The organism is Kitasatospora sp. NPDC048286 (assembly GCF_043201735.1).
In the GTDB taxonomy this organism is placed as follows: domain Bacteria; phylum Actinomycetota; class Actinomycetes; order Streptomycetales; family Streptomycetaceae; genus Kitasatospora.
The window spans coordinates 112,129-137,631 of sequence record NZ_JBICZE010000014.1 but is presented as its reverse complement, the minus strand read 5'-3'; the positions used below and the strand labels follow the sequence as shown (position 1 = coordinate 137,631).

At 71.7% G+C, this 25,503-nt stretch carries 25 protein-coding genes and 1 tRNA gene; 9 read left to right on the top strand and 17 right to left on the bottom strand.

The genetic code is table 11. The features are described 5' to 3' along the window. Positions 1 to 8 precede the first annotated feature (8 nt). Complete coding sequence (locus tag ACGF13_RS30150; RefSeq protein WP_392881065.1) at positions 9 to 860, bottom strand: ABC transporter permease; 852 nt, start codon at positions 858 to 860, stop codon at positions 9 to 11. After that, positions 853 to 1,650, bottom strand: a complete 798-nt coding sequence (locus tag ACGF13_RS30145; RefSeq protein ID WP_392881063.1) for an ABC transporter permease — start codon at positions 1,648 to 1,650, stop codon at positions 853 to 855. The genes ACGF13_RS30150 and ACGF13_RS30145 overlap by 8 nt, the downstream gene beginning before the upstream one ends. Before the next feature lie 224 nt (positions 1,651 to 1,874). Between ACGF13_RS30145 and ACGF13_RS30140 the strand changes: the two genes are divergently transcribed. Continuing rightward, positions 1,875 to 4,211: a transglycosylase domain-containing protein gene (locus ACGF13_RS30140; RefSeq protein WP_392881061.1), complete on the top strand. Its 2,337-nt coding sequence runs from the start codon at positions 1,875 to 1,877 to the stop codon at positions 4,209 to 4,211. A gap of 24 nt (positions 4,212 to 4,235) precedes the next feature. Here ACGF13_RS30140 and ACGF13_RS30135 read toward each other — a convergent pair whose 3' ends face one another. The 4 genes from ACGF13_RS30135 to ACGF13_RS30120 form a co-directional block, all read right to left on the bottom strand. Next, positions 4,236 to 5,381, bottom strand: a complete 1,146-nt coding sequence (locus ACGF13_RS30135; protein ID WP_392881060.1) for a winged helix DNA-binding domain-containing protein — start codon at positions 5,379 to 5,381, stop codon at positions 4,236 to 4,238. Positions 5,382 to 5,442: 61 nt separating this feature from the next. Continuing rightward, on the bottom strand, positions 5,443 to 7,245 hold the full coding sequence (locus ACGF13_RS30130; protein WP_392881057.1) for a hypothetical protein: 1,803 nt from the start codon (positions 7,243 to 7,245) through the stop codon (positions 5,443 to 5,445). A gap of 170 nt (positions 7,246 to 7,415) precedes the next feature. After that, on the bottom strand, positions 7,416 to 7,718 hold the full coding sequence (locus ACGF13_RS30125) for a co-chaperone GroES (protein ID WP_049655715.1): 303 nt from the start codon (positions 7,716 to 7,718) through the stop codon (positions 7,416 to 7,418). Between the two features lie 231 nt (positions 7,719 to 7,949). Further along, positions 7,950 to 8,291, bottom strand: a complete 342-nt coding sequence (locus ACGF13_RS30120) for a DUF3618 domain-containing protein (protein ID WP_392881054.1) — start codon at positions 8,289 to 8,291, stop codon at positions 7,950 to 7,952. A 166-nt stretch (positions 8,292 to 8,457) separates the two neighbouring features. Between ACGF13_RS30120 and bcp the strand changes: the two genes are divergently transcribed. Beyond that, on the top strand, positions 8,458 to 8,931 hold the full coding sequence (bcp, locus tag ACGF13_RS30115) for a thioredoxin-dependent thiol peroxidase (RefSeq protein WP_392881052.1): 474 nt from the start codon (positions 8,458 to 8,460) through the stop codon (positions 8,929 to 8,931). 126 nt (positions 8,932 to 9,057) lie between these two features. Here bcp and ACGF13_RS30110 read toward each other — a convergent pair whose 3' ends face one another. Beyond that, positions 9,058 to 11,391: a chitinase C-terminal domain-containing protein gene (locus tag ACGF13_RS30110; RefSeq protein ID WP_392881360.1), complete on the bottom strand. Its 2,334-nt coding sequence runs from the start codon at positions 11,389 to 11,391 to the stop codon at positions 9,058 to 9,060. Between the two features lie 380 nt (positions 11,392 to 11,771). Here ACGF13_RS30110 and ACGF13_RS30105 point away from each other — a divergent pair, with 380 nt between their 5' ends. After that, positions 11,772 to 12,425: an HNH endonuclease signature motif containing protein gene (locus ACGF13_RS30105; RefSeq protein ID WP_392881049.1), complete on the top strand. Its 654-nt coding sequence runs from the start codon at positions 11,772 to 11,774 to the stop codon at positions 12,423 to 12,425. 61 nt (positions 12,426 to 12,486) lie between these two features. Further along, a tRNA-Leu gene (locus tag ACGF13_RS30100) sits at positions 12,487 to 12,571 on the top strand. Positions 12,572 to 12,631: 60 nt separating this feature from the next. Here the strand turns inward: ACGF13_RS30100 and rdgB are convergent. The 4 genes from rdgB to ACGF13_RS30080 form a co-directional block, all read right to left on the bottom strand. Then, positions 12,632 to 13,237, bottom strand: coding sequence for an RdgB/HAM1 family non-canonical purine NTP pyrophosphatase (rdgB, locus tag ACGF13_RS30095; protein WP_392881047.1), 606 nt, complete (start codon positions 13,235 to 13,237; stop codon positions 12,632 to 12,634). Positions 13,238 to 13,268: 31 nt separating this feature from the next. Further along, positions 13,269 to 13,658: a hypothetical protein gene (locus tag ACGF13_RS30090; RefSeq protein WP_392881044.1), complete on the bottom strand. Its 390-nt coding sequence runs from the start codon at positions 13,656 to 13,658 to the stop codon at positions 13,269 to 13,271. Between the two features lie 223 nt (positions 13,659 to 13,881). Continuing rightward, complete coding sequence (gene rph, locus ACGF13_RS30085) at positions 13,882 to 14,607, bottom strand: ribonuclease PH (RefSeq protein ID WP_392881042.1); 726 nt, start codon at positions 14,605 to 14,607, stop codon at positions 13,882 to 13,884. Positions 14,608 to 14,781: 174 nt separating this feature from the next. Then, a complete protein-coding gene (locus ACGF13_RS30080; RefSeq protein WP_030060521.1) occupies positions 14,782 to 15,015 on the bottom strand; it encodes a glucose PTS transporter subunit EIIB in 234 nt (77 codons plus the stop codon). Between the two features lie 400 nt (positions 15,016 to 15,415). On the opposite strand from ACGF13_RS30080, the gene ACGF13_RS30075 reads away from it, so the two are divergent. The 4 genes from ACGF13_RS30075 to ACGF13_RS30060 all read left to right on the top strand — a co-directional run bounded on the left by ACGF13_RS30075 (position 15,416) and on the right by ACGF13_RS30060 (position 21,237). Beyond that, complete coding sequence (locus ACGF13_RS30075; protein ID WP_392881038.1) at positions 15,416 to 16,717, top strand: PTS transporter subunit EIIC; 1,302 nt, start codon at positions 15,416 to 15,418, stop codon at positions 16,715 to 16,717. A gap of 397 nt (positions 16,718 to 17,114) precedes the next feature. Next, positions 17,115 to 18,392 (top strand): PTS transporter subunit EIIC, encoded by a 1,278-nt coding sequence (locus ACGF13_RS30070; protein ID WP_392881036.1) that lies wholly within the window; start codon positions 17,115 to 17,117, stop codon positions 18,390 to 18,392. Positions 18,393 to 18,886: 494 nt separating this feature from the next. Further along, complete coding sequence (locus tag ACGF13_RS30065) at positions 18,887 to 19,954, top strand: LLM class flavin-dependent oxidoreductase (protein ID WP_392881033.1); 1,068 nt, start codon at positions 18,887 to 18,889, stop codon at positions 19,952 to 19,954. After that, positions 19,951 to 21,237, top strand: coding sequence for an LLM class flavin-dependent oxidoreductase (locus ACGF13_RS30060; RefSeq protein ID WP_392881031.1), 1,287 nt, complete (start codon positions 19,951 to 19,953; stop codon positions 21,235 to 21,237). The genes ACGF13_RS30065 and ACGF13_RS30060 overlap by 4 nt, the downstream gene beginning before the upstream one ends. A gap of 258 nt (positions 21,238 to 21,495) precedes the next feature. Here the strand turns inward: ACGF13_RS30060 and ACGF13_RS30055 are convergent, their stop codons facing one another. Beyond that, positions 21,496 to 22,242, bottom strand: a complete 747-nt coding sequence (locus ACGF13_RS30055) for an MBL fold metallo-hydrolase (RefSeq protein ID WP_392881029.1) — start codon at positions 22,240 to 22,242, stop codon at positions 21,496 to 21,498. Between the two features lie 234 nt (positions 22,243 to 22,476). Next, positions 22,477 to 22,668: a MarR family transcriptional regulator gene (locus tag ACGF13_RS30050; protein ID WP_392881027.1), complete on the bottom strand. Its 192-nt coding sequence runs from the start codon at positions 22,666 to 22,668 to the stop codon at positions 22,477 to 22,479. A gap of 215 nt (positions 22,669 to 22,883) precedes the next feature. Here ACGF13_RS30050 and ACGF13_RS30045 point away from each other — a divergent pair, with 215 nt between their 5' ends. Continuing rightward, a complete protein-coding gene (locus ACGF13_RS30045; RefSeq protein WP_392881024.1) occupies positions 22,884 to 23,348 on the top strand; it encodes a type II toxin-antitoxin system PemK/MazF family toxin in 465 nt (154 codons plus the stop codon). Positions 23,349 to 23,358: 10 nt separating this feature from the next. On the opposite strand, the gene ACGF13_RS30040 is transcribed toward ACGF13_RS30045, so the two are convergent. From ACGF13_RS30040 to ACGF13_RS30025, 4 genes are all read right to left on the bottom strand, one after another. Further along, positions 23,359 to 24,327, bottom strand: a complete 969-nt coding sequence (locus ACGF13_RS30040; protein ID WP_392881021.1) for a PLP-dependent cysteine synthase family protein — start codon at positions 24,325 to 24,327, stop codon at positions 23,359 to 23,361. Positions 24,328 to 24,397: 70 nt separating this feature from the next. Continuing rightward, positions 24,398 to 24,676, bottom strand: a complete 279-nt coding sequence (locus ACGF13_RS30035; RefSeq protein ID WP_030257420.1) for a MoaD/ThiS family protein — start codon at positions 24,674 to 24,676, stop codon at positions 24,398 to 24,400. A gap of 119 nt (positions 24,677 to 24,795) precedes the next feature. Further along, positions 24,796 to 24,915 (bottom strand): putative leader peptide, encoded by a 120-nt coding sequence (locus ACGF13_RS30030; RefSeq protein WP_310593142.1) that lies wholly within the window; start codon positions 24,913 to 24,915, stop codon positions 24,796 to 24,798. Between the two features lie 139 nt (positions 24,916 to 25,054). Continuing rightward, on the bottom strand, positions 25,055 to 25,486 hold the full coding sequence (locus ACGF13_RS30025) for a Mov34/MPN/PAD-1 family protein (RefSeq protein ID WP_392881019.1): 432 nt from the start codon (positions 25,484 to 25,486) through the stop codon (positions 25,055 to 25,057). Between the last annotated feature and the right edge of the window lie 17 nt (positions 25,487 to 25,503).

The following is a 25,503-nucleotide window of genomic DNA, read 5'->3' as shown; positions in this document are numbered from 1 at the left end:
GGGGGAGTTCAGCTGCCGGTGCCGCGGTAGGCGCGCAGCCCGGCCCGCCAGGCGAGCCCGGCGGCGAGGACGCAGACCGCGGCGGCGACCGGGGAGGCGAACTGGAAGGCGGTGGGCAGGCCGAGCGGGTCGGGCCGGCCGAGGATGCGCAGCGCGGGCAGCCAGTTGACGAAGGCCAGCGGGACGCCGAAGACGACCCCGGCGACCAGTTCCTTGGCGAAGACCGTCGGCGGGTAGTGCAGCAGCGTCGCGCCGCCGTAGGTGAAGGAGTTCTGGATCTCCTTGGACTCGCCCCACCAGAACTGGACGGTGGCGCCGCCGATGTAGATCGCGCCGAAGATGACGGTGCCGCAGACCAGCAGGACGGGCACCAGCAGCACCCGGTCCCAGGTCCAGTGCACGTCCAGCGCGGCCAGTGACCAGACCAGCACCGCCACGGCCTGCAGCGGGCGGCCGAGCCGGCGCAGCGAGAAGCGTTCCGCGCACAGCTGGGAGAGCGCGGGCGCGGGCCGGATCAGCATGGTGTCCAGCGAGCCGCTGACGATCCGCGCGCCGAGCGACTCGGCCGAGCCGACCAGCAGGTTGGCGACGCCGAGCGAGAAGGCGGCGGTGGCGTACAGGAAGGCGATCTCCGGCAGGCTCCAGCCGCCGAGCCGGTCGGTGTGCAGGAACATGACCACCAGCACCACGAAGTCGAGGGCGTGGATGACCACGCTCGCCGCCAGGTTCAGCGCGAAGGAGGCCCGGTAGGCCATCATCGAGCGCATCCACATCCGGGCGCAGAGCCACCAGGAGCGCAGCGCCCAGGCGGTGCGGGCCGTGAAGGGCTCCCGGTGGAGCCTCACCAGCTGCTCAGCCACCCTGCACCACCACCCTGCGGGTGGCGAGCCACTGGGCGCCCCGCCCGGCGGCGAGCAGCACCGCCGCCCAGCCGAGCTGGAAGCCGAGCGCCCCGAGCACGGCGGTGCCCCGCGTCCGCTCCAGGAAGACGTCGGTGGGCACGTTCACCAGCGCGGACCAGGGCAGCACCCGGCCGAGCGCGCCCAGCCAGCCGGGGAACAGGGCGATCGGCAGCAGCATCCCGGAGAAGAACATCGAGACCACCAGCATCGCCGAGCGCACCCCTTCCGAGTCGTGCAGCCAGAAGCCGGTGATCGAGACCAGGAAGCGCAGCCCGAAGCTGACGACCACCGCCAGCAGCCCGGAGAGCAGGAAGAACGCCCAGGTCAGCGGGTGTTCGGGCAGTCGGATGCGGAACACCAGGGCGCCGATCAGCATCGGCACGGTGCCGCGCACCAGCGCCTGGAAGCCGGCCCGTCCGAGGTCGGAGGCCAGCCACCAGCCCTGGAAGTCGACCGGGCGGTAGAGGTCGACGGCGATGTCGCCGCTGCGGAAGCGGTCCTGGAGGTCGTCCTGGAAGCCGCCACCCCAGACCGCGACGGTGACCAGCAGGCTCTGGCTGACCCAGATGTACGTGACGGCCTGGCTCTGGTCGTAGCCGCCGAGTCCGGGGCGGGCCTGCCAGAGGGCGAGGAAGGTGTAGGCCAGGATGATGCCGAAGACGGTGTTGGTGAAGGTGCCGGCCACGGTGGCGGCCCGGTAGGTGGAGTAGCGGCGGAAGGCGCCGCGGGCAACGGCGGCGTAGAGCATATTGTCTCCTTGTCGACAAATACGAGCAGAGAGAGGCGCCCCTCGACATCCGCGCACGCCCCAACGGCCCCGACCGGCCGTACCCGGGGGGTGCCGGGCGGGCGGGCGGAGCTGCGAAAGCGGGTGCGCTATGTGGTTTTCACCTTTCACCGTACCTCCGGACGACCCCACCCGCACCCGGTTTTTCCGGCCTGATCGCGCGTCAAATAGCAGATAATCTCGGCATGACCTTGAGCACCCGCCGCCAGGCCAAACGGGCCGCCCGCCGCGAGGCCCGCCGCGCCCTCCCGCTCTGGCGCCGGCTCCTGCCCACCTGGCGGGTCACCCTCGGCACCCTCACCACACTGTTCCTGCTCGCCGTCGGCGGCTTCGCCGTGCTCTACGTCATCGTCCCGGTGCCCGATCCCAACGCCCACGCCGTCGCCCAGAACAACATCTACCTCTACGCCGACGGCACCACCGAGATCGCCCGCACCGGCGCCGTCAACCGCACCGACGTCACCATCGACCGGATCCCGCTCGCCACCCAGCAGGCCGTCGTCTCCGCCGAGGACCGCACCTTCTACCAGAACCGCGGCATCGACCTGAAGGGCATGCTCCGGGCCGGCTGGAACACCCTGCTCGGCAAGGGCATGCAGGGCGGCTCCACCATCACCCAGCAGTACGTCAAGAACTACTACCTCACCCAGGACCAGACCATCGAGCGCAAGGGCCGCGAACTGCTCATCGCCCTCAAGGTCGACCAGCAGCGCGACAAGCGCGAGATCCTCGCCGGCTACCTCAACAGCAGCTACTTCGGCCGCGGCGCCTACGGCATCCAGAGCGCCGCCCACGCCTACTATGGCGTCGACGTCTCCCGGCTCACCCTCCCCCAGGGCGCCTACCTCGCATCCCTGCTCCAGGCCCCCAGCCTCTACGACGTCAAGACCGCCACCCCCGCCAACCGCGAGAAGGCCGTCGCCCGCTGGAACTACACCCTCGACGGCATGGTCCAACTCGGCTTCCTCACCCCCGCCGACCGCGCCGCCACCACCTTCCCCGACCCGATCGACCCCCAGCCCGCCACCGGCCTCGCCGGCCAGGCCGGCTACCTGGTCGGCGTCGCCGACGACTACCTCGTCTCCTCCGGCACCCTCGACGCCGCCACCCTCAAGGCCGGCGGCTGGCGCATCACCACCACCTTCGACAAGCCCCGCCAGGACGCCTTCACCAAGGCCGTCCAGGACGAACTCACCGGCGAACTCGACCCCCAGGCCCGCCCCACCACCGACACCGACGTCCGGGTCGCCGGCGCCTCCGTCGAACCCGCCACCGGCCGGGTCGTCGCCGTCTACGGCGGCCCCGACTACGCCAAGCAGCCCTACAACGACGCACTGCGCCAGGACAACCAGATCGGCTCCACCTTCAAACCGATCGACCTCGCCGCCGGCCTCGTCGCCCAACACGCCGTCGACGGCCGCCCGATCACCACCGAATCCCGCTACGACGGCACCAGCGAACGCCCCGTCACCGGCGGCCCCAACCCCTACGCCCCGCCCAACGAGGACGACATCTCCTACGGCAACATCACCCTGCGCTACGCCATGGTGAAGTCCGTCAACTCCGTGTACGCCCAGGAGGGCGTGGACGCCGGACTCGCCCGCGTCCGCGAGACCGCCGTCAGACTCGGCATCCCCGACAGCGTCCGCGGCATGGACCCGGCCAACACCTCGATGACCCTCGGCACCGCCACCCCCAGCGCCCTCGACCTGGCCGGCGCCTACGCCACCTTCGCCAACCACGGCCAGGCCCACACCCCCTGGTCCGTCCTCAAACTCGAACGCGTCAACACCGGCGGCGCCGTCGACGTCCCCAAGATGCCCGAACACAACCCCACCGACGCCCTCGACCGGGAGATCGCCGACTCCGTCACCGACGTGCTGCGCGACGTCATCAGCCCCCGCGGCACCGGCGCCGCCGCCCTCGACCTGAACCGCCCGGCAGCCGGCAAGACCGGCACCACCGACTCCAACCTCTCCGCCTGGTTCGCCGGCTACACCCCCGAACTCGCCACCACCGTCGGCCTGTTCAGGGAGAACCCGAAGACCCACGCCAAGGAACCGCTGGCCGGCACCGCAGGACTCACCCGGATCAACGGCGGAGCCTTCCCCACCCGGATCTGGACCGCCTACACGGCCGCCGCCCTCGACGGCACCCCCACCCAGGACTTCGACCTCAAGACCGGACAGGAGCCCACCACCACCCCCTGGCCCGACCTCACCCCCGGCACCAGCCCCAGCTCCACCACCACCCCGACCACCCCGCCGCCCGGCGGCGCACCCACCAGCACCGGCCAGGCCCCCGGCACTCCCCCCGACCACACGCCCAGCGCCCCCGCCACCACCGACCGACCCGCCCCCGGGCCGAACACCCCCAGCCCCCAGGCCCCCCAACCCACGACGGGCCCGGACCAGCCCAGCCCCACCCCCAAACCCAGCCAGACCCAGCCGACCCGCCCCACCAGCCTGCCCAGCGCCACCGGCGGCCCCGCCAGCCGCCCCGCGGCACCGACCACGCCCTGAACCGCCGGCCCTGAACCGCCGCCCCTAAGCCACCAGTTCGCGCTCCAGCGGGGTACGGAACCGCGGCGTCACCCGCACCTCCCCCAGCCAACCCGCCAACCGCTCCGCCTCCGCCCCGACGTCCCGGAACAGCCGCCACACCAGGCTTCCGTCGGCGCGCTGAGCCCAGCCGCCCACCACCTCGCCGCACCACCACACCGTCGGCCCGGAGTTGCCCGCCCGGTCGAACAGCGCCGGCACGTCCTCCGGCCGCAGATACCAGTCCCGCCCGCGCCAGCCCATCACCGCAGGGTCCAACGAGGGCAGCAGCGCCGCCCACGGCTCCGGCTCCGCCACCGGCGCCTCGTCCCCCGGCAGCACCAGGGCGGGCGCCCCGTCGGCCAGCGCCACCTCCGACACCCCGAGGTCCGCCAGCGCCCTACGGACGTCCCCCAGCGTCCAGCCCGTCCACCACTTCACGTCCTCCACGGTCCCCGGCCCGTACACCGCCAGCCAGCGCCGCACCACCTCGGCCTTCGCCTCCCGCACCGGCACATCCGGCCACTGCGGCACCGGCGCCCACGGGTAGCTGCTGCTCAGCCACGACCCGCGCGGACGGCAGCGGCGCACGTGCCCGTCCGAGGCCAGCAGCCGCAGCAGCCGACTGCCCACGCTCTGCCTCGCCTCATACGGCTTGCCCGCCGACATCAGCATCGTCTCGCGCAACTGCGGCACGTCCTCGGAGAGTTCCCTGGTCGTCGCCTCACCGCGCGCGGCCAGCGCCGCCAGCACCTCGCGCTCCGTCCGCGCCAACCGGGCCTCGTCCCAGCCCTCGGCGTGGTCCCGCAGGTGCTTCAGCAGCCCCGCCCGCTCCTTCGCCGCGATCGCCCGCGCCGCCGCCGAACTCACGTACGGGGCGAAGCCCTCCGTCACCGCGAAGATCGTCCGCCGCATCGACAACAGCTTCACCAGCGAGACGTCCTCGTACAGCGCCCGGTCCACCTCCGCCGCCGCGGGCTCCGCCAACCGCGCGCAGGCCGACAGGTACACCGTGGCCGCGTCCGACGCGTGCAGCCCGACCACCCCGTCGGCCACGTCCTCCACCCGCGCCGCCCGCACCGACGGCGCCAGCAACTGCCGCCGCCCCAGCCTGGCCCGACGCTCCCGAACCCCGATCACCGGCACACTCATGCCGGGACCCTAGCGCCCACCACCGACAAGCCCGGCCGGTCGAGGCGCGGGCCCACCCGCGTCAGGGGCTGGGCGTCGGACAGCCGAAGCCGATGTTGTCGGTCCAGTAACTGCCGCCGAAGATGTCAACCTTGGTACCTGCGGCCCCCGGGCCCGGATGGGGGTTGGTGGCGTTCGCGCAGTACGCGGCCTGGGCATCCACGAGCGTCGGGTACGGGCCCAACTCGGCGGTGTACTGCACCGGGACGTCCTGACCGCCGGCATCGGCGCACAGACCACCGTCCGCGAAGTCGCACGTGCGCTTGCCCTGGACGTCGTCCAGCGAGCCCACCAGGACGTTCCCGCCGGAGACGTTGGTGAGCAGGAAGACGTAGTAGGCGCCGGCCGAGGGAGAGGGCGAGCCGGAGGGCGTCACCTCGGTGGGCGTCTCGGACGGGGTCCCCGTCGGAGTCTCGGTGGGCGTCTCGGACGGGGTCTCGGTGGGCGTCTCGGTGGGCGTCTCGGACGGGGTCTGTTCCGGCTGCGGCACCGGACAACCCTGCACGCCCTGCCCCGGCCGCAGCCCGTCGCCCCCGGACAACCCCGGACGAGCACCGCCCCGGGAGGCCGGAACCGAGTTGACGAAGTCCACCAGCTCACGCGTCCGGTCACCGGCCTGCTTGGCCGAATCCGACCCGCAGTACAGATAGTTGGAGAGGTAGTGGAGGTTGAACCGCGACGCCGTGGAGCCGTCGTACACGATCTGCGGAGCCACGGCCCTGGTCGTGAAGTCCACGCTGGAGACCCCCATCAACAACCAGTCCCACTCGAACATCTCATAGCGGGTCGGATTGGCGTTCAGCTCCTGCCCGCTGCCGAACGGCGGGGCGATATAGAGCGCCCCGACGGGCTTCCCGGCGCCGATCCGCGGCAGCACGTTGCGCAGGTAGAGGCCGCCCTCGCTGTGCGAGATCAGCACCACGCGCAGCCCCTTGCCCAGGTCGTCCTGCACGTTCTTCAGCAGGTTCACGTTGACCCCGTCCAACGCGAAGTCCGGATCCGCCAGCTTCCGGGTGATCGTCCCGCTGACGTCCGCCATGACCGCGTCCGGCAGGACGACCGCCCCAGCCGCGCTGAGCCCGCAGACGGCCTTCGCGAGGTCCCGGTTCTCCTGGATCGGGTTGCCCGCAGTGGCGCGCTGCGCCTCCTGACAGGCGCTGTACGTGTACATCGCGATGCTGGCGCTGGAGGCGTTGAACTGGAGGTTGACGCGGACCGGATAGCCCAACTGCCCGCTCAGCGTGGTGGACAGCAGGTTCGCGTTCACCGTCGAGGAGTCGAAGTTGTTCAGCACCCCGTTGACGAAGTAGAAGGACAGCCCGGCGCCCGGCGACGCCTGCCGGAACGCGGCCGGCCGCCCCGGTCCCCCCGCAGGGGGCGCGCCGAGCGTCGGTGCCGGCACCCCCGAGGTACCACCCACCGACACCACGCGCCCGTTCAGCGCCGCGGCGTTGGCCATGAAGGTCTGCTGCCCCTCCGGCGTACTCAGCCGGCGCGACTCCCACAGCAGGACCTCCCTGCTGATCGTGTCGTGGTCGACGCCCCGGGCGGAGGCGGCGCCCACGGCCGCCGCCAACCCCTCCCACGCCCGCTGAGCGTCCTCCGCACCGAGCGGCTTCTCGAACGCCGCGAGACTCTGTCGCACCTCCGCGGCCCCGGCGGCGGAGGCCCCCGCGGAGGCGGAGGCCCCGGCAGGGGCGGACGGCGTCGGGCCGCTCTTCGGCGGCGAGGAGCAGCCGGCCAACAGGGCGGCGACCGTACCGAGCACCACCGTGACACGAACGCGGACACGCGCGTCCGCACCGCTCTCTCCGGTCGGTGTCATGGCTTCCCTCGCGCGGTCACCGTGGACGCCCCACGGGCGGATGGCCGTATCCGGCCGCTCCCACCGTCCGCTGCGGCGCCGGAAGGCACAACGGGAACTGAACCGACCAGGTGACACGCCCACCCGCGGACGACCACGCGAGGACCCGCGACGAGGACCGCGGGCCGCGCCTACAGGTAGAGCCCGGTCGAGCCCTCCGTGTCGCCGAACCGGGTCGCGGCCACGGCGTGCAGGTCGCGCTCGCGCAGCAACACGTAGGTGGCGCCGCGGACCTCGACCTCCAGCTTGTCCTCCGGGTCGTACAGCACCCGGTCACCGGGCTCCACCGAGCGCACGCTCTGGCCCACCGCGACGGCCTCCGCCCAGGTGCAGCGCTTGGACAGCTCCGCCGTGGCCGGGATCAGGATGCCACCGGTCGAACGGCGCTCGCCCTCACCGCCCTCGATGCGCACCAGCACGCGGTCGTGCAGCATCCGGATCGGCAGCTTCTCGCCGAGCCGGTCGTGGCGGGCGTGCTCCTGCAGGTGGTCCGAGTGGCTCTCGTGGTTCGTACTCACGGTCCCGAAGGTACCTCCCCCGGGCGCGGGGCGTGACGCTGGCCCGGCATGCGGAACGCGGGCATGCCCAACGCCGGGCATGCTCAACGCCGGGCATGCGGAGGGCCGGGCACGCGTGCTGCGCCCGGCCCTTCCGTCCCGCGGTGCTCAGCCCTTGCGGCGCTTGCGAGCCGAGGCGACCAGCAGCACCAGGCCCACGCCCACCAGCGCGGCCGGGACGATCCGCTCGCGGCGCGGCTGCCCCTTCTCGTCCACGAACTGCGCCCGGACCTTCTCCACCACGCCGCTGGCGGCCACGTAGGCCCGGGCGGTCCGCTCCTCGACGGCGGCCGCCGCCTTGGCCTTGACCTGGGCGGAGATGGTGCTCGGGTGGACGCGGACGGCCAGCTCGTCGAGGGTTCCCGTCAGCCGGTCACGCGTCCGCTCGATGTCCGCCTCGATCTGGGCGGTCGTCCTCGCCGACTTGTCCTGCGTGCTCGCGTCGCCCACTCGGGCCACCCCATTCACTCGCCGATGTTGTTCCGTCCGATCCGTACGATCGGTGCGACTGACCCAGTGTGTCAGCTGCCAGGAACGGTCGCGCGGCCCCACCCACCATCGGAGGTAAGTTTGCCGTGGTACGACCGCCCGCCCCAGCTTCCAGGAGAGTACGACCGTGAGTGAGCGTCTCCAGCCCGGCGACACCGCACCCGCCTTCAGCCTGCCCGACGCCGACGGCAACCAGGTGTCCCTCGCCGACCACGCGGGCCGCAAGGTCATCGTCTACTTCTACCCCGCCGCCCTGACCCCCGGCTGCACCAAGCAGGCCTGCGACTTCACCGACAACCTCGAGGTCTTCGCGGGCGCCGGCTACGACGTCATCGGCATCTCCCCGGACAAGCCGGAGAAGCTCGGCAAGTTCCGCGAGGCCGAGGACCTGAAGGTCACCCTGCTGTCCGACGTCGAGAAGACGGCGCTGGAGGCGTACGGCGCCTTCGGCGAGAAGCAGAACTACGGCCGCACCTACCTGGGCGTGATCCGTTCCACGATCGTCGTGGACGAGCACGGCAAGGTCGAGCACGCCTTCTACAACGTGCGGGCAACCGGCCACGTCGCCAAGCTGCTGCGCGACCTCAAGGTCGGGGCCTGAGGCGCTGAGGGCCCGAGGTACTGAGGTACTGAGGTACTGAGCCCGACCCACGACGAAGCGGTGGCGGCGCACCCCCCGACCGGGTGCACCGCCACCGCCGCATCTCACCTCAGCGGACCGCCCTGATCAGCAGGCCCCGAGGTCGCTCCAGACGCCCCACGCACCGCTGGCCGCGGGGTCGTCGCCCTTGGTCCACCACTTGTTCTGGTAGTAGTGGCCCTTCCAGGAGACCTTGGTGGGGCTCGCGTAGGTGGTGCCCGCGTCCCAGCTCGGGGCGGCCGTGCAGGCGCCCGAGGTCTGGGTCGGCGTCGGGGTCGGCGAGGCGGTGCCCGTCGGGGTCGGGGTCGGCGTCGGGGTGGCCGTCTGCGACGGGGTCGGGGTCGGGGTCGGCGTGCCGCCGTCCACCGCGCCGCGGGTCAGGTCGCCCTTGATCCCGTACAGCGTGCCGCCCACGTTGACCGTCCAGTTCGACGGCGTGGACACCGGCAGGTAGTAGACGAAGTCCATGTCGATCGAGGCGCCCGGCGCCAGCGACTGCCAGCCTGGCAGCTTGACCGACACCCGGTTGTAGTTGCCCTTCAGACCGCCCACGTTGCCCGGGCCCGGGTTGTCCTGCTTGACGACCTGCAGGCCGAAGCCGGACTGGTCCTTGGCGTTGCCCGGGGCCGAGTTGCCGTAGTCGAACTGGAACTCGGTGCCGCCCGGCAGGGTCAGCGTCGAGTTGTTGACGATGTGCAGCTTCGGGTTGATCGGGTAGTTCGAGTCGCCCAGCGCGAAGTTGTTGAACGACACGTCGATCGGCAGGGTCTGCTGCGGCAGCGCGGTCGTCGAGCGGATCGCGCCGTACGGGGTCGACGACTTGAACTTGTCGTACATCAGCGTGGTCAGCGTGTTGCCGGGCACGTACTGGCCCTTGCCGCCGTTGGCGGTGGCGTCCCACCGGTAGTCGCCGGCGAGCTCCCAGATCATCGCGCCGCCGGCACCCTGGTTGACGATGTAGTCCGCCTTGGCGCCCACCGACTGCTCGTCCTCGGTGGAGAGGAACACCTTCTTGGTGTCGTTCCACAGCCACGGCGCCACCAGGGTGGAGCTGTAGTTGCGGGTGTAGGTGCCCTGCAGCGCGGTGTCGGACACGCCGTACTTGGCCAGGTAGTCGGGCAGGATGCCCTTCTCCAGGTTCTTGGCGTGCCACATCGGGTTCGACCCGGCCGGGGACTCCTTGCCCGCGTCGTCCTTGTCGTTCCAGATGTTGTCGATGCCGACCGCGCCGTCACCGCAGGCGGTCAGGCCGGAGCCGACCGGGCAGGTGGTCGCCGAGGCGGTGCCCCAGAGGCCGTTGGTGCCGCCCTGGACGTTCTTGAAACCACGGGTGTAGTACGGCAGGCCGACGTTGATCCGGCCGCCGGGCATCGAGCCGCGGAAGTAGTGGTACGACCAGTCGGCGTTCAGGTAGCCGATGCCGCCGTACTGCGCGGTGCCGTAGACGTTGGCGGCGGCCAGCTCGCCGTCCTTGCCGTCGTCGAACAGCGAGGCGTTCGGGCCGACGTACTTGTTCCAGGCGCCGTGCAGGTCGTACGACATGATGTTGACGTAGTCCAGGTACTTGGCCACCTGGAAGGTCTCCATGCCGCGCAGCAGGTAACCGGAGGACGGGGCCGCGACCGACAGCAGGTAGTGCTTGCCGTCGGCGGCGCCGGCCTTGTCCAGGCTCTCGCGCAGGGTCTTCATCAGCGCCGCGTAGCCCTTGGCCAGCGAACCGCGCTTGGCGTTGGCGAGCTGCCAGTCCAGCGGGTTGCCGGCGTCCTTCATCGAGGTCGGGTACTCGTAGTCGATGTCGACGCCGTTGAAACCGTACTTGCGGATGAAGTCGACCGAAGAGGCGGCGAAGGTGTCGATGCCGGCCTGGTTGACGCTGCCGTCCGCATTGACGGTCATCGAGTAGAAGCCGCCGGAGTTCACGCGCTTGCCGTCGTCCCCGAAGTAGCCGCCGGTCTCGGTCCAACCACCCACCGAGATCAGGGTCTTGACGTTCGGGTACTGCTTCTTGTACTTCGTCAGCAGATTGAAGTGACCCTTGTACGGCAGGCTCGGGTCCAGCTCGGCACCGGGGACGCCGGGGAAGGAGATCCCGGTGGCCTCGTTGGTCGGGCCGTCGGTGCCGACCGAGAGCTTGTTGTCGCCGCCGACGTGGCCGAAGGCGTAGTTGAGGTGGCTGACCTTGTCCCAGGGGACGTCGCTCACCAGGTACGGGGCGTCGCCGTTCTTGCCGGTGCGCCAGCCGGTGAAGTACCCGATGATGCGGCGCTGGTGGTCGGCGCCCATCTTCTCGCGCCCGCTGGTGTCGTAGACGGAGCAGTACGGAACGTCCACCCCGGGCGTCTGGTACAGGCCGTCCGGCCGACAGGCCGCGTTGTCGACCGCCGCCGACGCCTGCGAGGGCACCGCACCCAGCGTCGCCATCAGCAGCCCGGCCAACGAGGCCGCCGCCAGCGAGGCCACACCGGCCCGAGCCGCCGGACTCTTCCGGCGGTGGGCAGCGGTGGGACGCCGCTCCGCCGTGTTTCGGATCAACACTCGGTCCTCCAGGAGAGAGTGTCGGCGCGTGCCTGTGGGGGAGCACGCACGTGGGGGATTGCAATTGGCGCAGAAGCTATGTGGTCTGAACCACATAGGTCAATAGGTCTGTACCAATTGGTAATCAACGACCAAACATCACAGGTCGGAGCCCCACGACAATCAGTCAGCCGATGGCCGAAACCCACCCCACCCGCAACCGAACCCGCCGTCGATCGTTGCCCCCTCCGAGGGAGGACCCGCACGAGCCCACTCAGGGGGCCACCATGCCGGTCAAGTACACCCGCGAACTGCTCGCCGAGGCTGCGGCGGCTGCGGCTGCGGCCACGTTGGACGAGATGCTGCTCACACTCGACCGCGAACCCAATCCGTACAACCGGTCGTACCTGCGCCAGAGGATGAAGGCGTACGGCATCGAAGCCTCGCACTTTCCCGAGCCCGGAACCTTCTACACGAAGGAGCTCCTGGAGGAGGCCGTTGCCGCCTCGCAGAGCGTGGCCGGAGTGATCCGCTACCTCAACCGGCCTCAGGCAGGCGGCACTCAGGCCCATGTCGGGCGGCGCATCAAGGCCCTCGGGATCGATACCTCCCACTTCACCGGACAGTCCCACCGTCGCGGCAAGCCCTCGCCGCGACGGCTGCCTCCCGGGGAGATCCTCGTGCAGCGCCCAGCGGGAGCCAAGCGACTGCCCGGATTCCGTATCCGTCGAGCCCTGGCGGAACTCGGCCGAGCAGAGGAGTGCCAGGGCTGCGGCACCGGCCCCGAGTGGCGCGGGCAACCGATGACCCTGGAGGTCGATCACGTCAACGGCGACTGGTCGGACAACCGCCCGGACAACCTCCGGTTGCTCTGCCCGAACTGCCACTCCGTCACTCCGACCTATTGCAGGCGGAAGGAGAGCGGCCGATCGGACCGGTGACCGGCGAAACGAAGGTGCCAGTCGTTCCGCGCGCCCAGTAACATGATGGCCAGCAGGACAGGCGGCCGTGGCGCAGAGGCGACGCAGACGGTTTAGGTCCGTTGGCCCGTGAGGGCTTGAGGGTTCGAATCCCTTCGGCCGCACCAGGAAAGCCTTCAAATCAAAGGCCCCGATCGATTTGATTCGATCGGGGCCTTCGGTTCTTCTCAGCCGACGAGGTCCTTCACCACCGGGGCGAGGGCGCGGAAGGCCTGGCCGCGGTGGCTGATGGCGTTCTTCTCCTCCGCCGTGAGCTCCGCGCAGGTGCGGGTCTCGCCGAGGGGCTGGAGAATCGGGTCGTAGCCGAAGCCGCCGTCGCCGGCGGGGGCGGTGCGCAGGGTGCCGAGGAGGCGGCCCTCGACGACGCGCTCGGTGCCGTCGGGGAGGGCGAGGGCGGCGGCGCAGAAGAAGTGGGCGCCGCGGTGCGGCTCGGCGATGTCGGAGAGCTGGGCGAGCAGCAGGTCGAGGTTGGCGCGGTCGTCGCCGTGCTTGCCGGACCAACGGGCGGAGAAGATGCCGGGCGCGCCGTTCAGCACGTCCACGCAGAGGCCGGAGTCGTCGGCGACGGCGGGCAGGCCGGTGGCGCGGGCCAGGGCGTGAGCCTTCAGCAGGGCGTTCTCGGCGAAGGTGACGCCGGTCTCGGGGACGTCCGGGATCTCCGGGTAGGCGTCGGCGCCGACGAGTTCGACGTCCAGGCCGGCGTCCGCCAGGATGGCGCGGAGCTCGGTGACCTTGTGCTGGTTGCGGGTGGCGAGGATCAGGCGGGTGGACATATCGCCCACCCTACCGAGTGGCCGGGGACGGTCAGCCGGTGCAGACCGAGGTGAGGTTGCCCGCCGCGTCGCCGAGCGGCTTGAGGTCGGGGACCTCGTTCCTGTCGGCCGCCCGCTGCACGTTCTCGACCTGCTTCTGCAGGTCGGTCACGGCCTTGGCGACGTCGGTGTTCTTGGAGTTCTTCCCGACCTGGTCGAGGTCGTTCTTGAGCTTCTGCAGGGCCCGGCCGGCGGCCGCCGAGTCGTTGCTGGCGTTGTCGTAGGCCTGGGTGACGTCGGCGATGTCACCGGTGATCTTCACCGCGGTGTTGCCGCAGTCGAGCGCCTTCTGGGCGGCGGAGCAGCTCACCATGCTGAGCGGGAGGATCGCGATGAGGCCGGCCACGGCGAGGGCGGTGGGGCGGGCGATGCTCGACGGCATCCGATCCTCCTGTGGGGCGCGGGTTCCATGGGGTGGGACGCGCGCCGGGAGGTGCGCGGTTCCCGCAGCGGGAGTGCTGCGGGAACCGTACGGTCTCCGGGCCCGGCCTGTACAGCAGGCGGATCGTTCGGCGGGCCGTTCGCTCCGCGGCCCGAACGGCCGTCCGGGCCCGGGGGCTGACCGTGCGTCCGATCCGGTCGACGGCTTCGGGGCCCGCGCCGGTTCAGCCCTCCAGGGCCTTGCGCTGGATCTCGTCCAGTTCGGCGCAGCCGAGGCTGCCGAGGTCGAGCAGCCGGTCGAGCAGCTCGCGGTCGAACGGGGCGCCCTCGGCGGTGCCCTGGACCTCGACGAAGCGGCCGTCGGAGGTGCAGACGATGTTCATGTCGGTCTCGGCGCGCACGTCCTCCTCGTACTGGAGGTCGAGCATCGGGACGCCGTCGATGATGCCGACGCTGACGGCGCTGACGCCGCCGGTGATCGGCTGGCCCTTGGCGCGCAGCAGCTTCTTGTCGCGGGCCCAGGCGACGGCGTCGACCAGGGCGATGTAGGCGCCGGTGATGGCGGCGGTGCGGGTGCCGCCGTCGGCCTGGAGGACGTCGCAGTCGAGGACGATGGTGTTCTCGGCGAGCGCGCGGTGGTCCACGACGGCGCGCAGCGAGCGGCCGATGAGGCGGCTGATCTCGTGGGTGCGGCCGCCGATGCGGCCCTTGACGGCCTCGCGGTCGCCGCGGGTGTTGGTGGCGCGCGGGAGCATGGAGTACTCGGCGGTGACCCAGCCCTCGCCGCTGCCCTTGCGCCAGCGGGGCACGCCCTCGGTGACGCTGGCGGTGCACAGCACCTTGGTGTCGCCGTAGGAGATGAGGACGGAGCCTTCGGCGTGCTTGCTCCAGCCCCGTTCGATGGTGATCGGGCGGAGCTGTTCGGGGGTGCGGCCGTCGATGCGTGACATAGGAACTGAGCGTAGTCGCTCCGGAGCCCCGGTCCCGATGCGTCGCCGCGCCCGGTCCCGATGCGTCGCCGCGCCGGGCCCCGCCGGGTCCCGGGTCGGCTCCGGATGCGCCGCGGCCCGCCGTCCCCCTGAGCGGGTCGGCGGGCCGGGCGGGCTGAACCCGGGTGGTTCAGCTCACATCATGTCCTCGATGTCGGCGGCGATCGGGTCGGCGTCGGTGCCGATGACGACCTGGATCGCGGTGCCCATCTTCACGACGCCGTGGGCGCCGGCGGCCTTGAGGGCGGCCTCGTCGACCAGGGAGGCGTCCTTGACCTCGGTGCGCAGGCGGGTGATGCAGCCCTCGACCTCTTCGATGTTGTCGATGCCGCCCAGACCGGCGACGATCTTCTCAGCCTTGCTGGCCATCTGGTTTCTCCCTCTGTCTCGGCCCTTCGGCGGCTCTGCCGGGTGCCGTCCTGCGTTGGTGCTGGGGTGTCCCTCGACCGTCGGGTGGTGAGGTCCGTGCCGGTGGCTGACGCGGGTTCGGCTGCGGTCGGCCGGCGAGCAGCGCGACCAGCATCACCCGTGCCGGTCCGGTCCGCCACGTTAGTCCACTTTTGGCCCATCTCGGCGGGCAGGGTCCCGATCGCCGCCCGAGGATGACGATCAGTGGGGCCGGTGCCCTCGGAGTACGGCCCGCGTCCAAGTGGTCTACACCAATATATGTGTACTCCGAGGAACGCGGGAACGGCCCCGGGTGTTCCCGACCCCCGCCCGAGGGTCCTGCGGGGCCCTGCGGTCGGCAACTGCTCCCGGAGGGCGAAGGATGAGTTCGGCAGGCGCCACGGCCCCGCAGACCACCTGGTGGCACACCTTCTACGGCGGCCTCCAGAAGATGGGACGCTCCCTGCAGCTGCCGGTCGCGGTGCTCCCGGCCGCCGGCATCCTCAACCGGCTCGGCCAGCCCGACGTCTTCGGCAAGGACGGGCTGGGCTGGGACGACGTCGCCAGGGTGTTCGCCGCCGCCGGCGGCGCGCTGCTCGACTCCTCCTTCGGCCTGCCGATGCTGTTCTGCGTCGGCGTCGCGATCGGCATGGCGAAGAAGGCGGACGGCTCGACGGCGCTGGCCGCCGTGGTCGGCTTCCTGGTCTACTTCCGGGTCCTGCACGCCTTCCCGGAGAAGTGCCCGGCGGGGACGACGCTGATCCCGGACGCCTGGTCCGGCCAGTGCGTGAGCTACTCGTCGGCGAGGATCGCCGCCGCGACGTACCAGAACCCGGGCGTGCTGGGCGGCATCCTGATCGGCCTGATGACGGCCTGGCTGTGGGTCCGGTTCCACCGCACCAGGCTGGTGGACTGGCTCGGCTTCTTCAACGGCCGCCGCCTGGTACCGATGATCACCGCCCTGGTGGGCCTGGCCACCGCCGTGGTGGCGCTCTGGATCTGGCCGCCGATCGGCCGCGGCCTGAACGACTTCTCGCAGACCCTCGCCGACCTGGGCGCGGGCGGCGCCGGCATCTTCGGCCTGTTCAACCGCGCACTGCTGCTGATCGGCATGCACCAGCTGCTGAACACCTTCGTCTGGTTCCAGTTCGGGGAGTTCGTCAAGCCGGACGGCACGATCGTGCACGGCGACATCCCGCGCTTCCTGGCGGGCGACCCGACGGCCGGCCAGTTCCAGTCCGGCTTCTTCCCGATCATGATGTTCGCGCTGCCCGCCGCCGCGCTCGCGATCGCCCACTCGGCGAAGCCGCACCGGCGCAAGGAGATCTACGGCCTGATGCTCTCGGTCGGCCTGACCTCCTTCGTGACGGGTGTCACCGAGCCGGTCGAGTACTCCTTCGCCTACATCGCCCCGGCCCTGTACGCCGTGCACGCGGTGCTGACCGGCGCGTCGATGGCGGTGACCTGGGGACTCGGGGTGCACGACGGGTTCAGCTTCTCGGCCGGGCTGATCGACTACGTCATCAACTGGGGGCTGGCCACCAAGCCGTGGTTGATCATCCCGATCGGGCTCTGCTTCGCCGCCGTGTACTACGCGCTCTTCCGGTTCATCATCCTCAAATTCGACCTGAAAACTCCCGGCCGGGAGGACGAGGCGGAGGTCGAGGACGTCACCAAGGCCTGAAACCGGGCGGCGCCCGGGTTATCCCCGCATTGGCCTCCGGATCACCGGTCCGGGGGCCTTCGGCATTTCCCGAAAGGGCCGGGCCGGTGGCGGACGCCCCGGGCCCGGCCCAGGCCGGACGCCCCGTCAGACACGCCGTGCTTTTGTTGCGCGATTATCCAAAATCGATTTTGTTGCGCCGTCGGCCAAAGTCCCAATCGCGACCGACACCAAGATCGCCATTCGGTAAGTAGGTTTCGATTTCATAGCGCTTCCCGGCGACAGCGCTTTCCGGGGTTCCTCGACTTCCCCGCCCGTGCTACAAAACTGGTCTACACCACGTGTGGTGTAGACCAGTTTGCGGTTGGCCCCCTGTGCCTCCCCCGACCGACCGCCATGCCGTTAGGAACCCACCCCCATGAGTCAGTCTGAGCAGGCACCGGCGCCCGCTAAGGCTCCGGCCTCGCCAAGCCCCGCCAAGCAGTTCGGCCAGAACCTCCTCCAGGGTCTGCAGAAGATCGGCCGCAGCCTCCAGCTGCCCATCGCGGTGCTCCCCGCCGCCGGTCTGCTGATGCGTCTCGGCCAGGACGACGTGTTCGGCAAGGACGGTCTCGGCTGGGACAAGGTCGCCGCCGTGTTCAACACCGCCGGCTCCTCGGTCTTCGACGCTCTCCCGATGCTCTTCGCGGTGGGCATCGCGATCGGCTACGCGAAGAAGGCCGACGGCTCCACCGCTCTGGCCGCGCTGGTCGGCTTCCTGGTCTACAAGAACGTGCTCACCGCGTTCCCGATCACCGAGTACAAGATCCTCCCCGGCAAGGACGAGCCTGCCACCTACCAGAACCCGGGTGTGCTCGGCGGCATCGTGATCGGCCTGCTGGCCGCGGTGCTGTGGCAGAAGTACCACCGCACCAGGCTGGTCGACTGGCTCGGCTTCTTCAACGGCCGCCGCCTGGTCCCGATCATCATGGCCTTCGTCGGCACCGCCGTCGGCGTCTTCTTCGGTCTGGCCTGGGGCCCGATCGGCGACGCCATCAAGAGCCTGAACGACACCCTGATCGGCGCCGGCGCGTTCGGTGCGGGCGCGTTCGGCCTGGTCAACCGCGGTCTGCTGCCGGTCGGCATGCACCAGTTCGTGAACTCCTACGCCTGGTTCCAGACCGGTGACTTCACCAAGCCCGACGGCACCGTCGTGCACGGCGACCTGACCCGCTTCTTCGCCGGCGACCCGACCGCCGGACAGTTCATGTCGGGCTTCTACCCGATCATGATGTTCGCGCTGCCCGCCGCCGCGCTGGCCATCGCCCACGCCGCCAAGCCGCACCGCCGCAAGGCCGTCACCGGCATGATGGTCTCGCTGGCCCTGACCTCCTTCGTGACCGGTGTCACCGAGCCGATCGAGTTCGCCTTCGTCTTCATCGCCCCGGTCCTGTACGTCATCCACGCGCTGCTCACCGCCGTCTCGATGACCGTCACCTGGGCGCTCGGCGTGCACGACGGCTTCACCTTCTCCGGTGGCCTGATCGACTACCTGCTGGCCTGGAACAAGGCCACCGACCCGTGGATGATCATCCCGCTCGGCCTGGTCTTCGCCGCGATCTACTACTTCCTGTTCCGCTTCGCGATCGCCAAGTTCGACCTCAAGACCCCCGGTCGCGAGGACGACGACGAGATCGAGGACGTCACCAAGGCCTGAGGCCCGACGCCCGAAGCCCGCGTCACCGCACACCTCGAAGGCCCCGCCCCGCCGCTGCTCCCCAGCGGCCGGGCGGGGCCTTCGGCGTACCCGGGCCCGCCCCGCGCGTCCCCGGGCCCGCCGATCGGCCGTGTCCACGAACGCCGTGCCACTGTGTCCACGAACGCCGTGCCACCGTGTCCACGGACGGAAACGGCGGTTGACGAATCGCCGGAGGCCCTGGTCAACTGAAGCGGTGAACGCCTCGTGCCCGCTGGTCACCCGCAGCCACATCGACTTCGGTCGCGTGTGGTCCGCGGCGTGTCGCGGCTGAGCTGACCGTTCCCCCGCCGCCGCCCGGCTGACGACCCGCCCGGCGCCGGTCCTTCCCTCCCCCGCCCGTACGGGCTCCGCCCGCGGGCCGCCACCGCGCTCCCGCGCGCCCCGCGCACCCGTGCCCCGGCACGGGCCGCTCCGGTGCGCGCACGCGTCCGCACGAGGAAGTCAGGCTCACCATGCCCCGCCAGTTGCACCTGTCCGCCGCCCTCGACAGCCCCGGCCGCTTCGACGCCGGGCACTACGCCTACCTCGCCCGCCTCGCCGAGCGGGCCACCCTGGACTTCGTCACCCTCGACGACTCCTTCGCCGCCGCGCCGAGCCGCCCCGACGCGCTCGCCGCCCTCGCCCGGATCGCCCCGCTGACCGGCCGGGTCGGCCTGGTGCCGACCGTCACCACAACCCACACCGAGCCCTTCCACACCTCGATCTCGGTCAACACCCTGGACTGGGCGAGCGAGGGCCGGGCCGGCTGGCTGGTCGGCGTCTCCACGACCGAGGCCGAGGCGCGGGCCTTCGGCCGCCGACCGGTCGCCGCCGAGGACGAGCTGTGGGCCGAGGCCGCCGACGCCGTCGAGGTGGCCGCCCGGCTCTGGGACAGCTGGGAGGACGACGCGGAGATCCGCGACACCGCCACCGGGCGGTTCATCGACCGCGACAAGGTGCACTACATCGACTTCGCGGGCCCGCGCTTCTCGGTCCGCGGCCCGTCCATCACCCCGCGCCCGCCCCAGGGCCGCCCGGTGGTCGCGGTGCCCGTCTCCGCCGCCGACCTCGCGCCGGACGCCTCCCCGGGCGGGCGCGCCCGGGTCGCCGCCGCGGTCCGGCACGCCGACGTCGTACTGCTCGACGCCCCCGACCGCGCCGCCCGGCTGACCGCCGCCACCGAACTGCGGCTGCGGGCCGGCGAGGGCCTGCGCATCCTCGCCCGGCTCGACGCCGACCTCTCCGCCCTGCCCGACCGCGCCGCCGACGATCGGCTGCTCGCCGAGCTCACCGCGACCGGCACCGGCGTCGACGGCTTCCACCTCTCCCCCGCCGACCCTCCGCGCGACCTGGCCGCGCTGGCCGACCGGATCGCCCCCGCGCTGCGCGCCGCCGGACTGCTGCGCGCCGAGTACACCGGCCGCACCCTGCGCGACCACCTCGGCCTGGCCCGCCCGGCCAGCCGCTACGCCGCCCGCCCGGCCGACGCCCCCACCGCTTCCCCCGCCGCTTCTCCCGCCCTCGCCGAGGTGACCCGATGACGGACCGACCGCTCAAGCAGATCCACCTCGCCGCACACTTCCCCGGCGTCAACAACACCACGGTGTGGAGCGACCCGGCCTCCGGCAGCCACATCGAGTTCTCCTCCTTCCGCCACCTCGCGCAGACCGCCGAGCGCGGGAAGTTCGACTTCTTCTTCCTCGCCGAGGGCCTGCGGCTGCGCGAGTCCAAGGGCCGCATCCACGACCTGGACGTGGTCGGCCGCCCCGAGTCGATCACCGTGCTGAACGCGCTGGCCGCCGTCACCGAACGGCTCGGCCTGGCCGCCACCGTCAACGCGACCTTCAACGAGCCGTACGAACTCGCCCGCCGCTTCGCCTCGCTGGACCACCTCTCCGGCGGCCGCGCGGCCTGGAACGTGGTCACCTCCTCGGACGCCTTCACCGGGGAGAACTTCCGCCGCGGCGGCTACCTGGACCGCGCCGACCGCTACACCCGGGCCGCCGAATCCGTCCAGCTGGCACGGGAGTTCTGGGACGCCGGGGAGGAGACCGTCCGGCACTCGGGGCCGCAGTTCGAGGTAGAGGGCCGACTCTCGCTGCCACGGCCGCCGCAGGGCCACCCGGTGGTGATCCAGGCCGGGGACTCCGACGAGGGGCGGGAGTTCGCCGCCGCCACCGCCGACGTGGTGTTCTCCCGGCACTCCACCCTCGCCGACGGCCAGGCCTTCCACACCGACGTCAAGCGCCGGCTCGGCGCGTACGGGCGCAAGCCGGACGAGCTGAAGATCATGCCCGCGGCCACCTTCGCCCTCGGCGACACCGACGCCGAGGCGGCCGAGCGGGCCCACGGGATCCGCCGGGCCCAGGTCGGCGCGCAGACCACGATCGCCTTCCTGGAACAGGTCTGGGGCATCGACCTGTCCGACCACGACCCGGACGGACCGCTGCCCACCGTCGACCCCGACCCGGACAGCGACCTGGTCCAGGGCAGGGTCCGGCACGTCGACCCGGTGGCCGTCGCCGAACGGTGGCGGGCGGTGGCCGCGGAGAAGAGGCTGACCAGCCGCGAGCTGGTGATCGAGCTGACCGGCCGACAGTCCTTCATCGGCTCGCCGGCAACCGTCGCCGCGCAGATCGACCACTTCGTGCAGAACGACGCGGCCGACGGCTTCATCCTCGTCCCGCACCTCACCCCGGGCGGCCTGGACGAGTTCGTCGACCGGGTGGTGCCGCTGCTCCAGGAGCGCGGGGTGTTCCGCACCGACTACACCGGCTCCACCCTGCGGGAGCACCTCGGACTGCCGGTGCCCGGGCGGCGCTGAACGGGCACGGCCCGCCCGGGTGCTCCGGGCGGGCCGTGAACGGAGGGACGGTCAGCCGGCGCTCCCGCCCACATCGGTCAGCGGACCGCGGCGGGCTGCTCCGTGCCCGGCGCGGCGCCGCCCACGAAGACGCCGACCGCGGAGATGCCGTGCGGCCAAGACATGCGGGGGGCACGGAGGTTGCAGGTGGTTCCCGAGTTTCTTCCGGGAACCCGCGGACCGACGCCGGGCACGCCCACCGGCGCCGCGCCGAGTTGCTCAGACCTCGTACACCGCGCCGGCCCGGGCGACCTCGACCGGCCCGGGGTAGGCGGCCGCGGCGGCCCGCCGGTTGTGCTCGGCGTCGGTCCACGGCGGGATGTGGGTGAGGACGAGCCGGCGGGCCCGGGCCGCGGCGGCGTGCTCGCCCGCCTCACGGCCGTTGAGGTGGACGGCCTGGTAGGTGTCGCGCCCGTCGATGTACGCGGCCTCGCAGAGGAAGAGGTCGGTGTCGCGGGCGAGTTCGACGAGTTCGGGGCTCTCGCCGGTGTCCCCGCTGTAGACCAGCGAGCGGCCGTCGTGCTCCAGCCGGAACGCGAAGGCGTCGACGGGGTGGTTGACCTGGGCGACGGTGACCCGGAACGGGCCGAGTTCGAAGCTGCCGGGGGTGAGGGTGCGGAACTCGAACACCTCCTTCATCCCGGGGTTCTCCGGCATGTCGTAGGCGCGGGCGAGCCGCTCGGCGGTGCCGGCCGGGCCGTACACGGGCAGCAGTTCGGGGCAGCCCTCGGCGCGGTAGTTGCGGGCCACCCAGTACGCGCACAGGTCGACGCAGTGGTCGGCGTGCAGGTGGCTGAGCAGGACGGCGTCGACGTCGTAGAGGCCGACGTGCTTCTGGAGGGCGCCGAGGGCCCCGTTGCCGAGGTCGAGGACGACGCGGTAGCCCTCGGCCTCGACCAGGTAGCTGGAGCAGGGCGAGTCGGCGGACGGGAAGCTCCCCGAGCACCCCACCACGGTCAGTTTCATCCGAGCCCCTCCGCCCCGACACGTCCTGGCTGCTGCTGGAAAACGGCATCACCGTCCTCCATGGAAAACAGCATGGAAAACGGCAGGCCGGGGCCGGTGGACCGGCCGGTAGCACTGCGTTGGTGTGTCGAGGGTAAGGGCGGAGCGGCACTTTGCCCCCGTCCCCGTGCCGGGCTGTGGGCGGAATCACCAGAACGCCCGGGGCGGGAGCGGGGCCGGTTGACGGGCCGGGGATCAGCGCCGCCGGGGCCGGTTGCGGGCCCAGGTGCGGATGGTGAACGGGTACCAGCGGGGGTGGCCGCTGCCGTCGATCACGTCCGGATCGGGCAGCAGCCGGTGCCGGCGGTAGCTGCGGACGGTCTCGCGCCGGACGTTGATGTGGCGGGCGATCTCGGCGTAGGACCACAGCTCGGGGCCACGGGTCACGGGGGCACCTCCGGGGGGACGGGGGCGGACGTTCGTGACGCAGCCTGGCCGGACCGGGCGGAACTCCGGGCGCAGAACGGGCATTGTGGCAGTTCCGTGACGAACCGGGAGCAGTGCGCGGACAAATGGGCGGACGAACGTCCGGCGGCCGACCGCCGGACCGTCACGGACCGCGCGGTGGTGGCGTGCGCCCCCGGCCCGGTACGGTTCGCCGCATGAACGGCATGACCGCTGCCTGGCTCGTCCTGTCGCTGCTCGGCGTCGCGCTGCTGGCCGCCGCCGCGGCGGCGCTGGTGCGGCGCGCCCGTCCGGCCCCGCGCCCGTCCGGGCCGGCCGGTCCGCAGCCGCGTCCGCGGACGGGGGCCGGCCCGCAGCCGCAGGAGATCTGGTGGGCGCAGGTGCCGTTCGAGGACGGCCCCGGCTCCAAGGACCGCCCGTGCCTGGTGCTGCGGGTGCGCGGCCGGACCGCCACCGTCGCGAAGATCACCAGCAAGCACCACGCCGAGCGCCCGGGCGTGCTGGCGCTGCCGCCCGGTTCGGTGGGCGACCGGCAGGGCCGGACCAGCTGGCTGGAGACCGACGAGCTGCGCGAGGTGCCGCTGTCGGCGTTCCGCCGCCGGGCCGGCGCGGTGGACCGGCAGGTCTGGACCCGTACCCAGCGGGCCCTTCAGAGCCGCTGAGGCCGAGGCCTCAGGCCCAGAGCTGGCCCTGCAGCGCCTCGACCGCGGCCTCGGTGGACTCGGCGGTGTAGATGCCGGTGGACAGGTACTTCCAGCCGCCGTCGGCGACCACGAAGACGATGTCCGCGCGCTCCCCCGCGGCCGCCGCCTTGCGGCCGACGCCGATCGCCGCGTGCAGGATGGCGCCGGTCGAGACGCCCGCGAAGATGCCCTCCTGCTGGAGGAGTTCGCGGGTGCGGCGGACGGCGTCCGCGGAGCCGACGGAGAAGCGGGTGGTGAGCACCTCGGCGTCGTACAGCTCGGGGACGAAGCCCTCGTCCAGGTTGCGCAGCCCGTACACCAGGTCGTCGTAGCGCGGCTCGGCGGCGACGATCTTCACGCCGGGGACCTTCTCGCGCAGGTAGCGGCCGACGCCCATGAGGGTGCCGGTGGTGCCGAGGCCGGCCACGAAGTGGGTGACGGTCGGCAGGTCGGCGAGGATCTCGGGGCCGGTGCCGGTGTAGTGGGCGCCCGCGTTGTCGGGGTTGCCGTACTGGTAGAGCATGACCCAGTCGGGGTGCTCGGCGGCGGTCTCCTTGGCGATCCGGACGGCGGTGTTGGAGCCGCCGGCGGCCGGGGAGGAGATGATCTCGGCGCCCCACATGCGGAGCAGCTCGCGCCGTTCCTCGCTGGTGTTCTCGGGCATCACGCAGACCATCCGGTAGCCCTTGAGCTTGGCGGCCATGGCCAGTGAGATGCCGGTGTTGCCGCTGGTGGGCTCCAGGATGGTGCAGCCGGGGGTGAGCCGGCCGTCGGCCTCGGCGCGCTCGATCATGTGCAGGGCCGGGCGGTCCTTGATCGAGCCGGTGGGGTTGCGGTCCTCCAGCTTGGCCCAGAGGCTCACCAGGCCCTCGTCGTTGCCGGGGACGGCGGCGGACAGCCGCGGCAGGCGGACCAGCGGGGTGTTGCCGACGGCTTCGAGCGGACTGTCGTAACGCAAGGGGGCCTCCGGCCAAGGCGGTGAGGGTGGCGGGGGTGGTTCCCCCGCCGCGGCGGGGGAACCGGGTGGTCTAGCGGGCGCCGCCGGCCACGGCGGGCAGGATGGTGACGCTGTCGCCATCGGCGAGGGCGGTGGAGATGCCCTCCAGGAAGCGGACGTCCTCGTCGTTCAGGTAGACGTTGACGAAGCGGCGCAGCTCGCCGCCCTCGACCAGGCGGGCGGCGATGCCCGGGTGGCGGGCGTCGAGGTCGGCGAAGAGTTCCCCGAGGTTGCTGCCGTTGCCCTCGACGGCCTTGGCGCCGTCGGTGTAGGTGCGGAGGATGGTCGGGATGCGGACCTCGATGGCCATGAGTGCGCTCCTGTGCGGGTCGTGGAGTGGGTGGGCCGCTGCGGACGCGGCAGGGCGGAAGGGTGCCCGGGGCTCGGCGTCGCCGGTGGGCGGCGGGCCCGGGTGAGGTGAAGCGGCTCTCAGCGCGAGCGCGCGGGCGTGCCGGGACAGATCGCACCGGCGTGCCGGCACAGGTCGATGTGCAGGCGCGCCACGAGGCGGGTGCCCGGGGCCTGAGTGCTCACATCGACGGAACGCATGGACTCATCGTATAGATTCCCGGGTCCGCTCCGACATGCCCGTCTCGGGATCCGGATGTTCCCGTTCCCAGGGCTGAGACGACGGCGGCCCGCCGCCCCCTCGGGAGGGGTCGGCGGGCCGGGTCCGCGGGCGGGCCGGTCAGGCCGGGTGGGCCTCGACGACCTGAACGTCTTCCTCTGTGATCTCGCCGTCCACGATGCGGAACGAGCGGAACTGGTAGGGGTCGTCCTCGCCGTTGCCCTCGGCGGTGGAGACCAGGACGTAGTGGGCGAACGGTTCGGAGGCGTAGCTCACGTCGGTGCGCGAGGGGTAGGCCTCGGTGGCGGTGTGCGAGTGGTAGACGATCACCGGCTCCTCGTCGCGGTCGTCCATCTCGCGGTAGAGCTTGAGCAGGTCGCCCGAGTCGAACTCGTAGAAGGTGGGCGAGCGGGCGGCGTTGAGCATCGGGACGAACCGCTCGGGTCGGCCGCTGCCGGCCGGTCCGGCGACCACGCCGCAGGCCTCGTCCGGGTGGTCGGCGCGGGCGTGGGCCACGATCCGGTCGCGGAGTTCTCGGGTGATGGTCAGCATGCGGCTCAGGATAGCCA

What these genes read in the sequence shown, in the direction of transcription:
- ACGF13_RS30035 (WP_030257420.1), bottom strand. Translation starts at nt 24,676, where the DNA reads ATGGCCATCGAGGTCCGCATCCCGACCATCCTCCGCACCTACACCGAC.
- rdgB (WP_392881047.1), bottom strand. Translation starts at nt 13,237, where the DNA reads ATGTCCACCCGCCTGATCCTCGCCACCCGCAACCAGCACAAGGTCACC.
- ACGF13_RS30090 (WP_392881044.1), bottom strand. Translation starts at nt 13,658, where the DNA reads ATGCCGTCGAGCATCGCCCGCCCCACCGCCCTCGCCGTGGCCGGCCTC.
- ACGF13_RS30055 (WP_392881029.1), bottom strand. Translation starts at nt 22,242, where the DNA reads ATGAAACTGACCGTGGTGGGGTGCTCGGGGAGCTTCCCGTCCGCCGAC.
- ACGF13_RS30080 (WP_030060521.1), bottom strand. Translation starts at nt 15,015, where the DNA reads ATGGCCAGCAAGGCTGAGAAGATCGTCGCCGGTCTGGGCGGCATCGAC.
- ACGF13_RS30110 (WP_392881360.1), bottom strand. Translation starts at nt 11,391, where the DNA reads ATGGCGACGCTGGGTGCGGTGCCCTCGCAGGCGTCGGCGGCGGTCGAC.
- ACGF13_RS30105 (WP_392881049.1), top strand. Translation starts at nt 11,772, where the DNA reads ATGCCGGTCAAGTACACCCGCGAACTGCTCGCCGAGGCTGCGGCGGCT.
- ACGF13_RS30130 (WP_392881057.1), bottom strand. Translation starts at nt 7,245, where the DNA reads ATGACACCGACCGGAGAGAGCGGTGCGGACGCGCGTGTCCGCGTTCGT.
- ACGF13_RS30075 (WP_392881038.1), top strand. Translation starts at nt 15,416, where the DNA reads ATGAGTTCGGCAGGCGCCACGGCCCCGCAGACCACCTGGTGGCACACC.
- ACGF13_RS30045 (WP_392881024.1), top strand. Translation starts at nt 22,884, where the DNA reads ATGAACGGCATGACCGCTGCCTGGCTCGTCCTGTCGCTGCTCGGCGTC.
- ACGF13_RS30145 (WP_392881063.1), bottom strand. Translation starts at nt 1,650, where the DNA reads ATGCTCTACGCCGCCGTTGCCCGCGGCGCCTTCCGCCGCTACTCCACC.
- rph (WP_392881042.1), bottom strand. Translation starts at nt 14,607, where the DNA reads ATGTCACGCATCGACGGCCGCACCCCCGAACAGCTCCGCCCGATCACC.
- ACGF13_RS30065 (WP_392881033.1), top strand. Translation starts at nt 18,887, where the DNA reads ATGCCCCGCCAGTTGCACCTGTCCGCCGCCCTCGACAGCCCCGGCCGC.
- ACGF13_RS30070 (WP_392881036.1), top strand. Translation starts at nt 17,115, where the DNA reads ATGAGTCAGTCTGAGCAGGCACCGGCGCCCGCTAAGGCTCCGGCCTCG.
- ACGF13_RS30030 (WP_310593142.1), bottom strand. Translation starts at nt 24,915, where the DNA reads ATGCGTTCCGTCGATGTGAGCACTCAGGCCCCGGGCACCCGCCTCGTG.
- ACGF13_RS30140 (WP_392881061.1), top strand. Translation starts at nt 1,875, where the DNA reads ATGACCTTGAGCACCCGCCGCCAGGCCAAACGGGCCGCCCGCCGCGAG.
- ACGF13_RS30060 (WP_392881031.1), top strand. Translation starts at nt 19,951, where the DNA reads ATGACGGACCGACCGCTCAAGCAGATCCACCTCGCCGCACACTTCCCC.
- ACGF13_RS30135 (WP_392881060.1), bottom strand. Translation starts at nt 5,381, where the DNA reads ATGAGTGTGCCGGTGATCGGGGTTCGGGAGCGTCGGGCCAGGCTGGGG.
- ACGF13_RS30025 (WP_392881019.1), bottom strand. Translation starts at nt 25,486, where the DNA reads ATGCTGACCATCACCCGAGAACTCCGCGACCGGATCGTGGCCCACGCC.
- ACGF13_RS30125 (WP_049655715.1), bottom strand. Translation starts at nt 7,718, where the DNA reads ATGCTGCACGACCGCGTGCTGGTGCGCATCGAGGGCGGTGAGGGCGAG.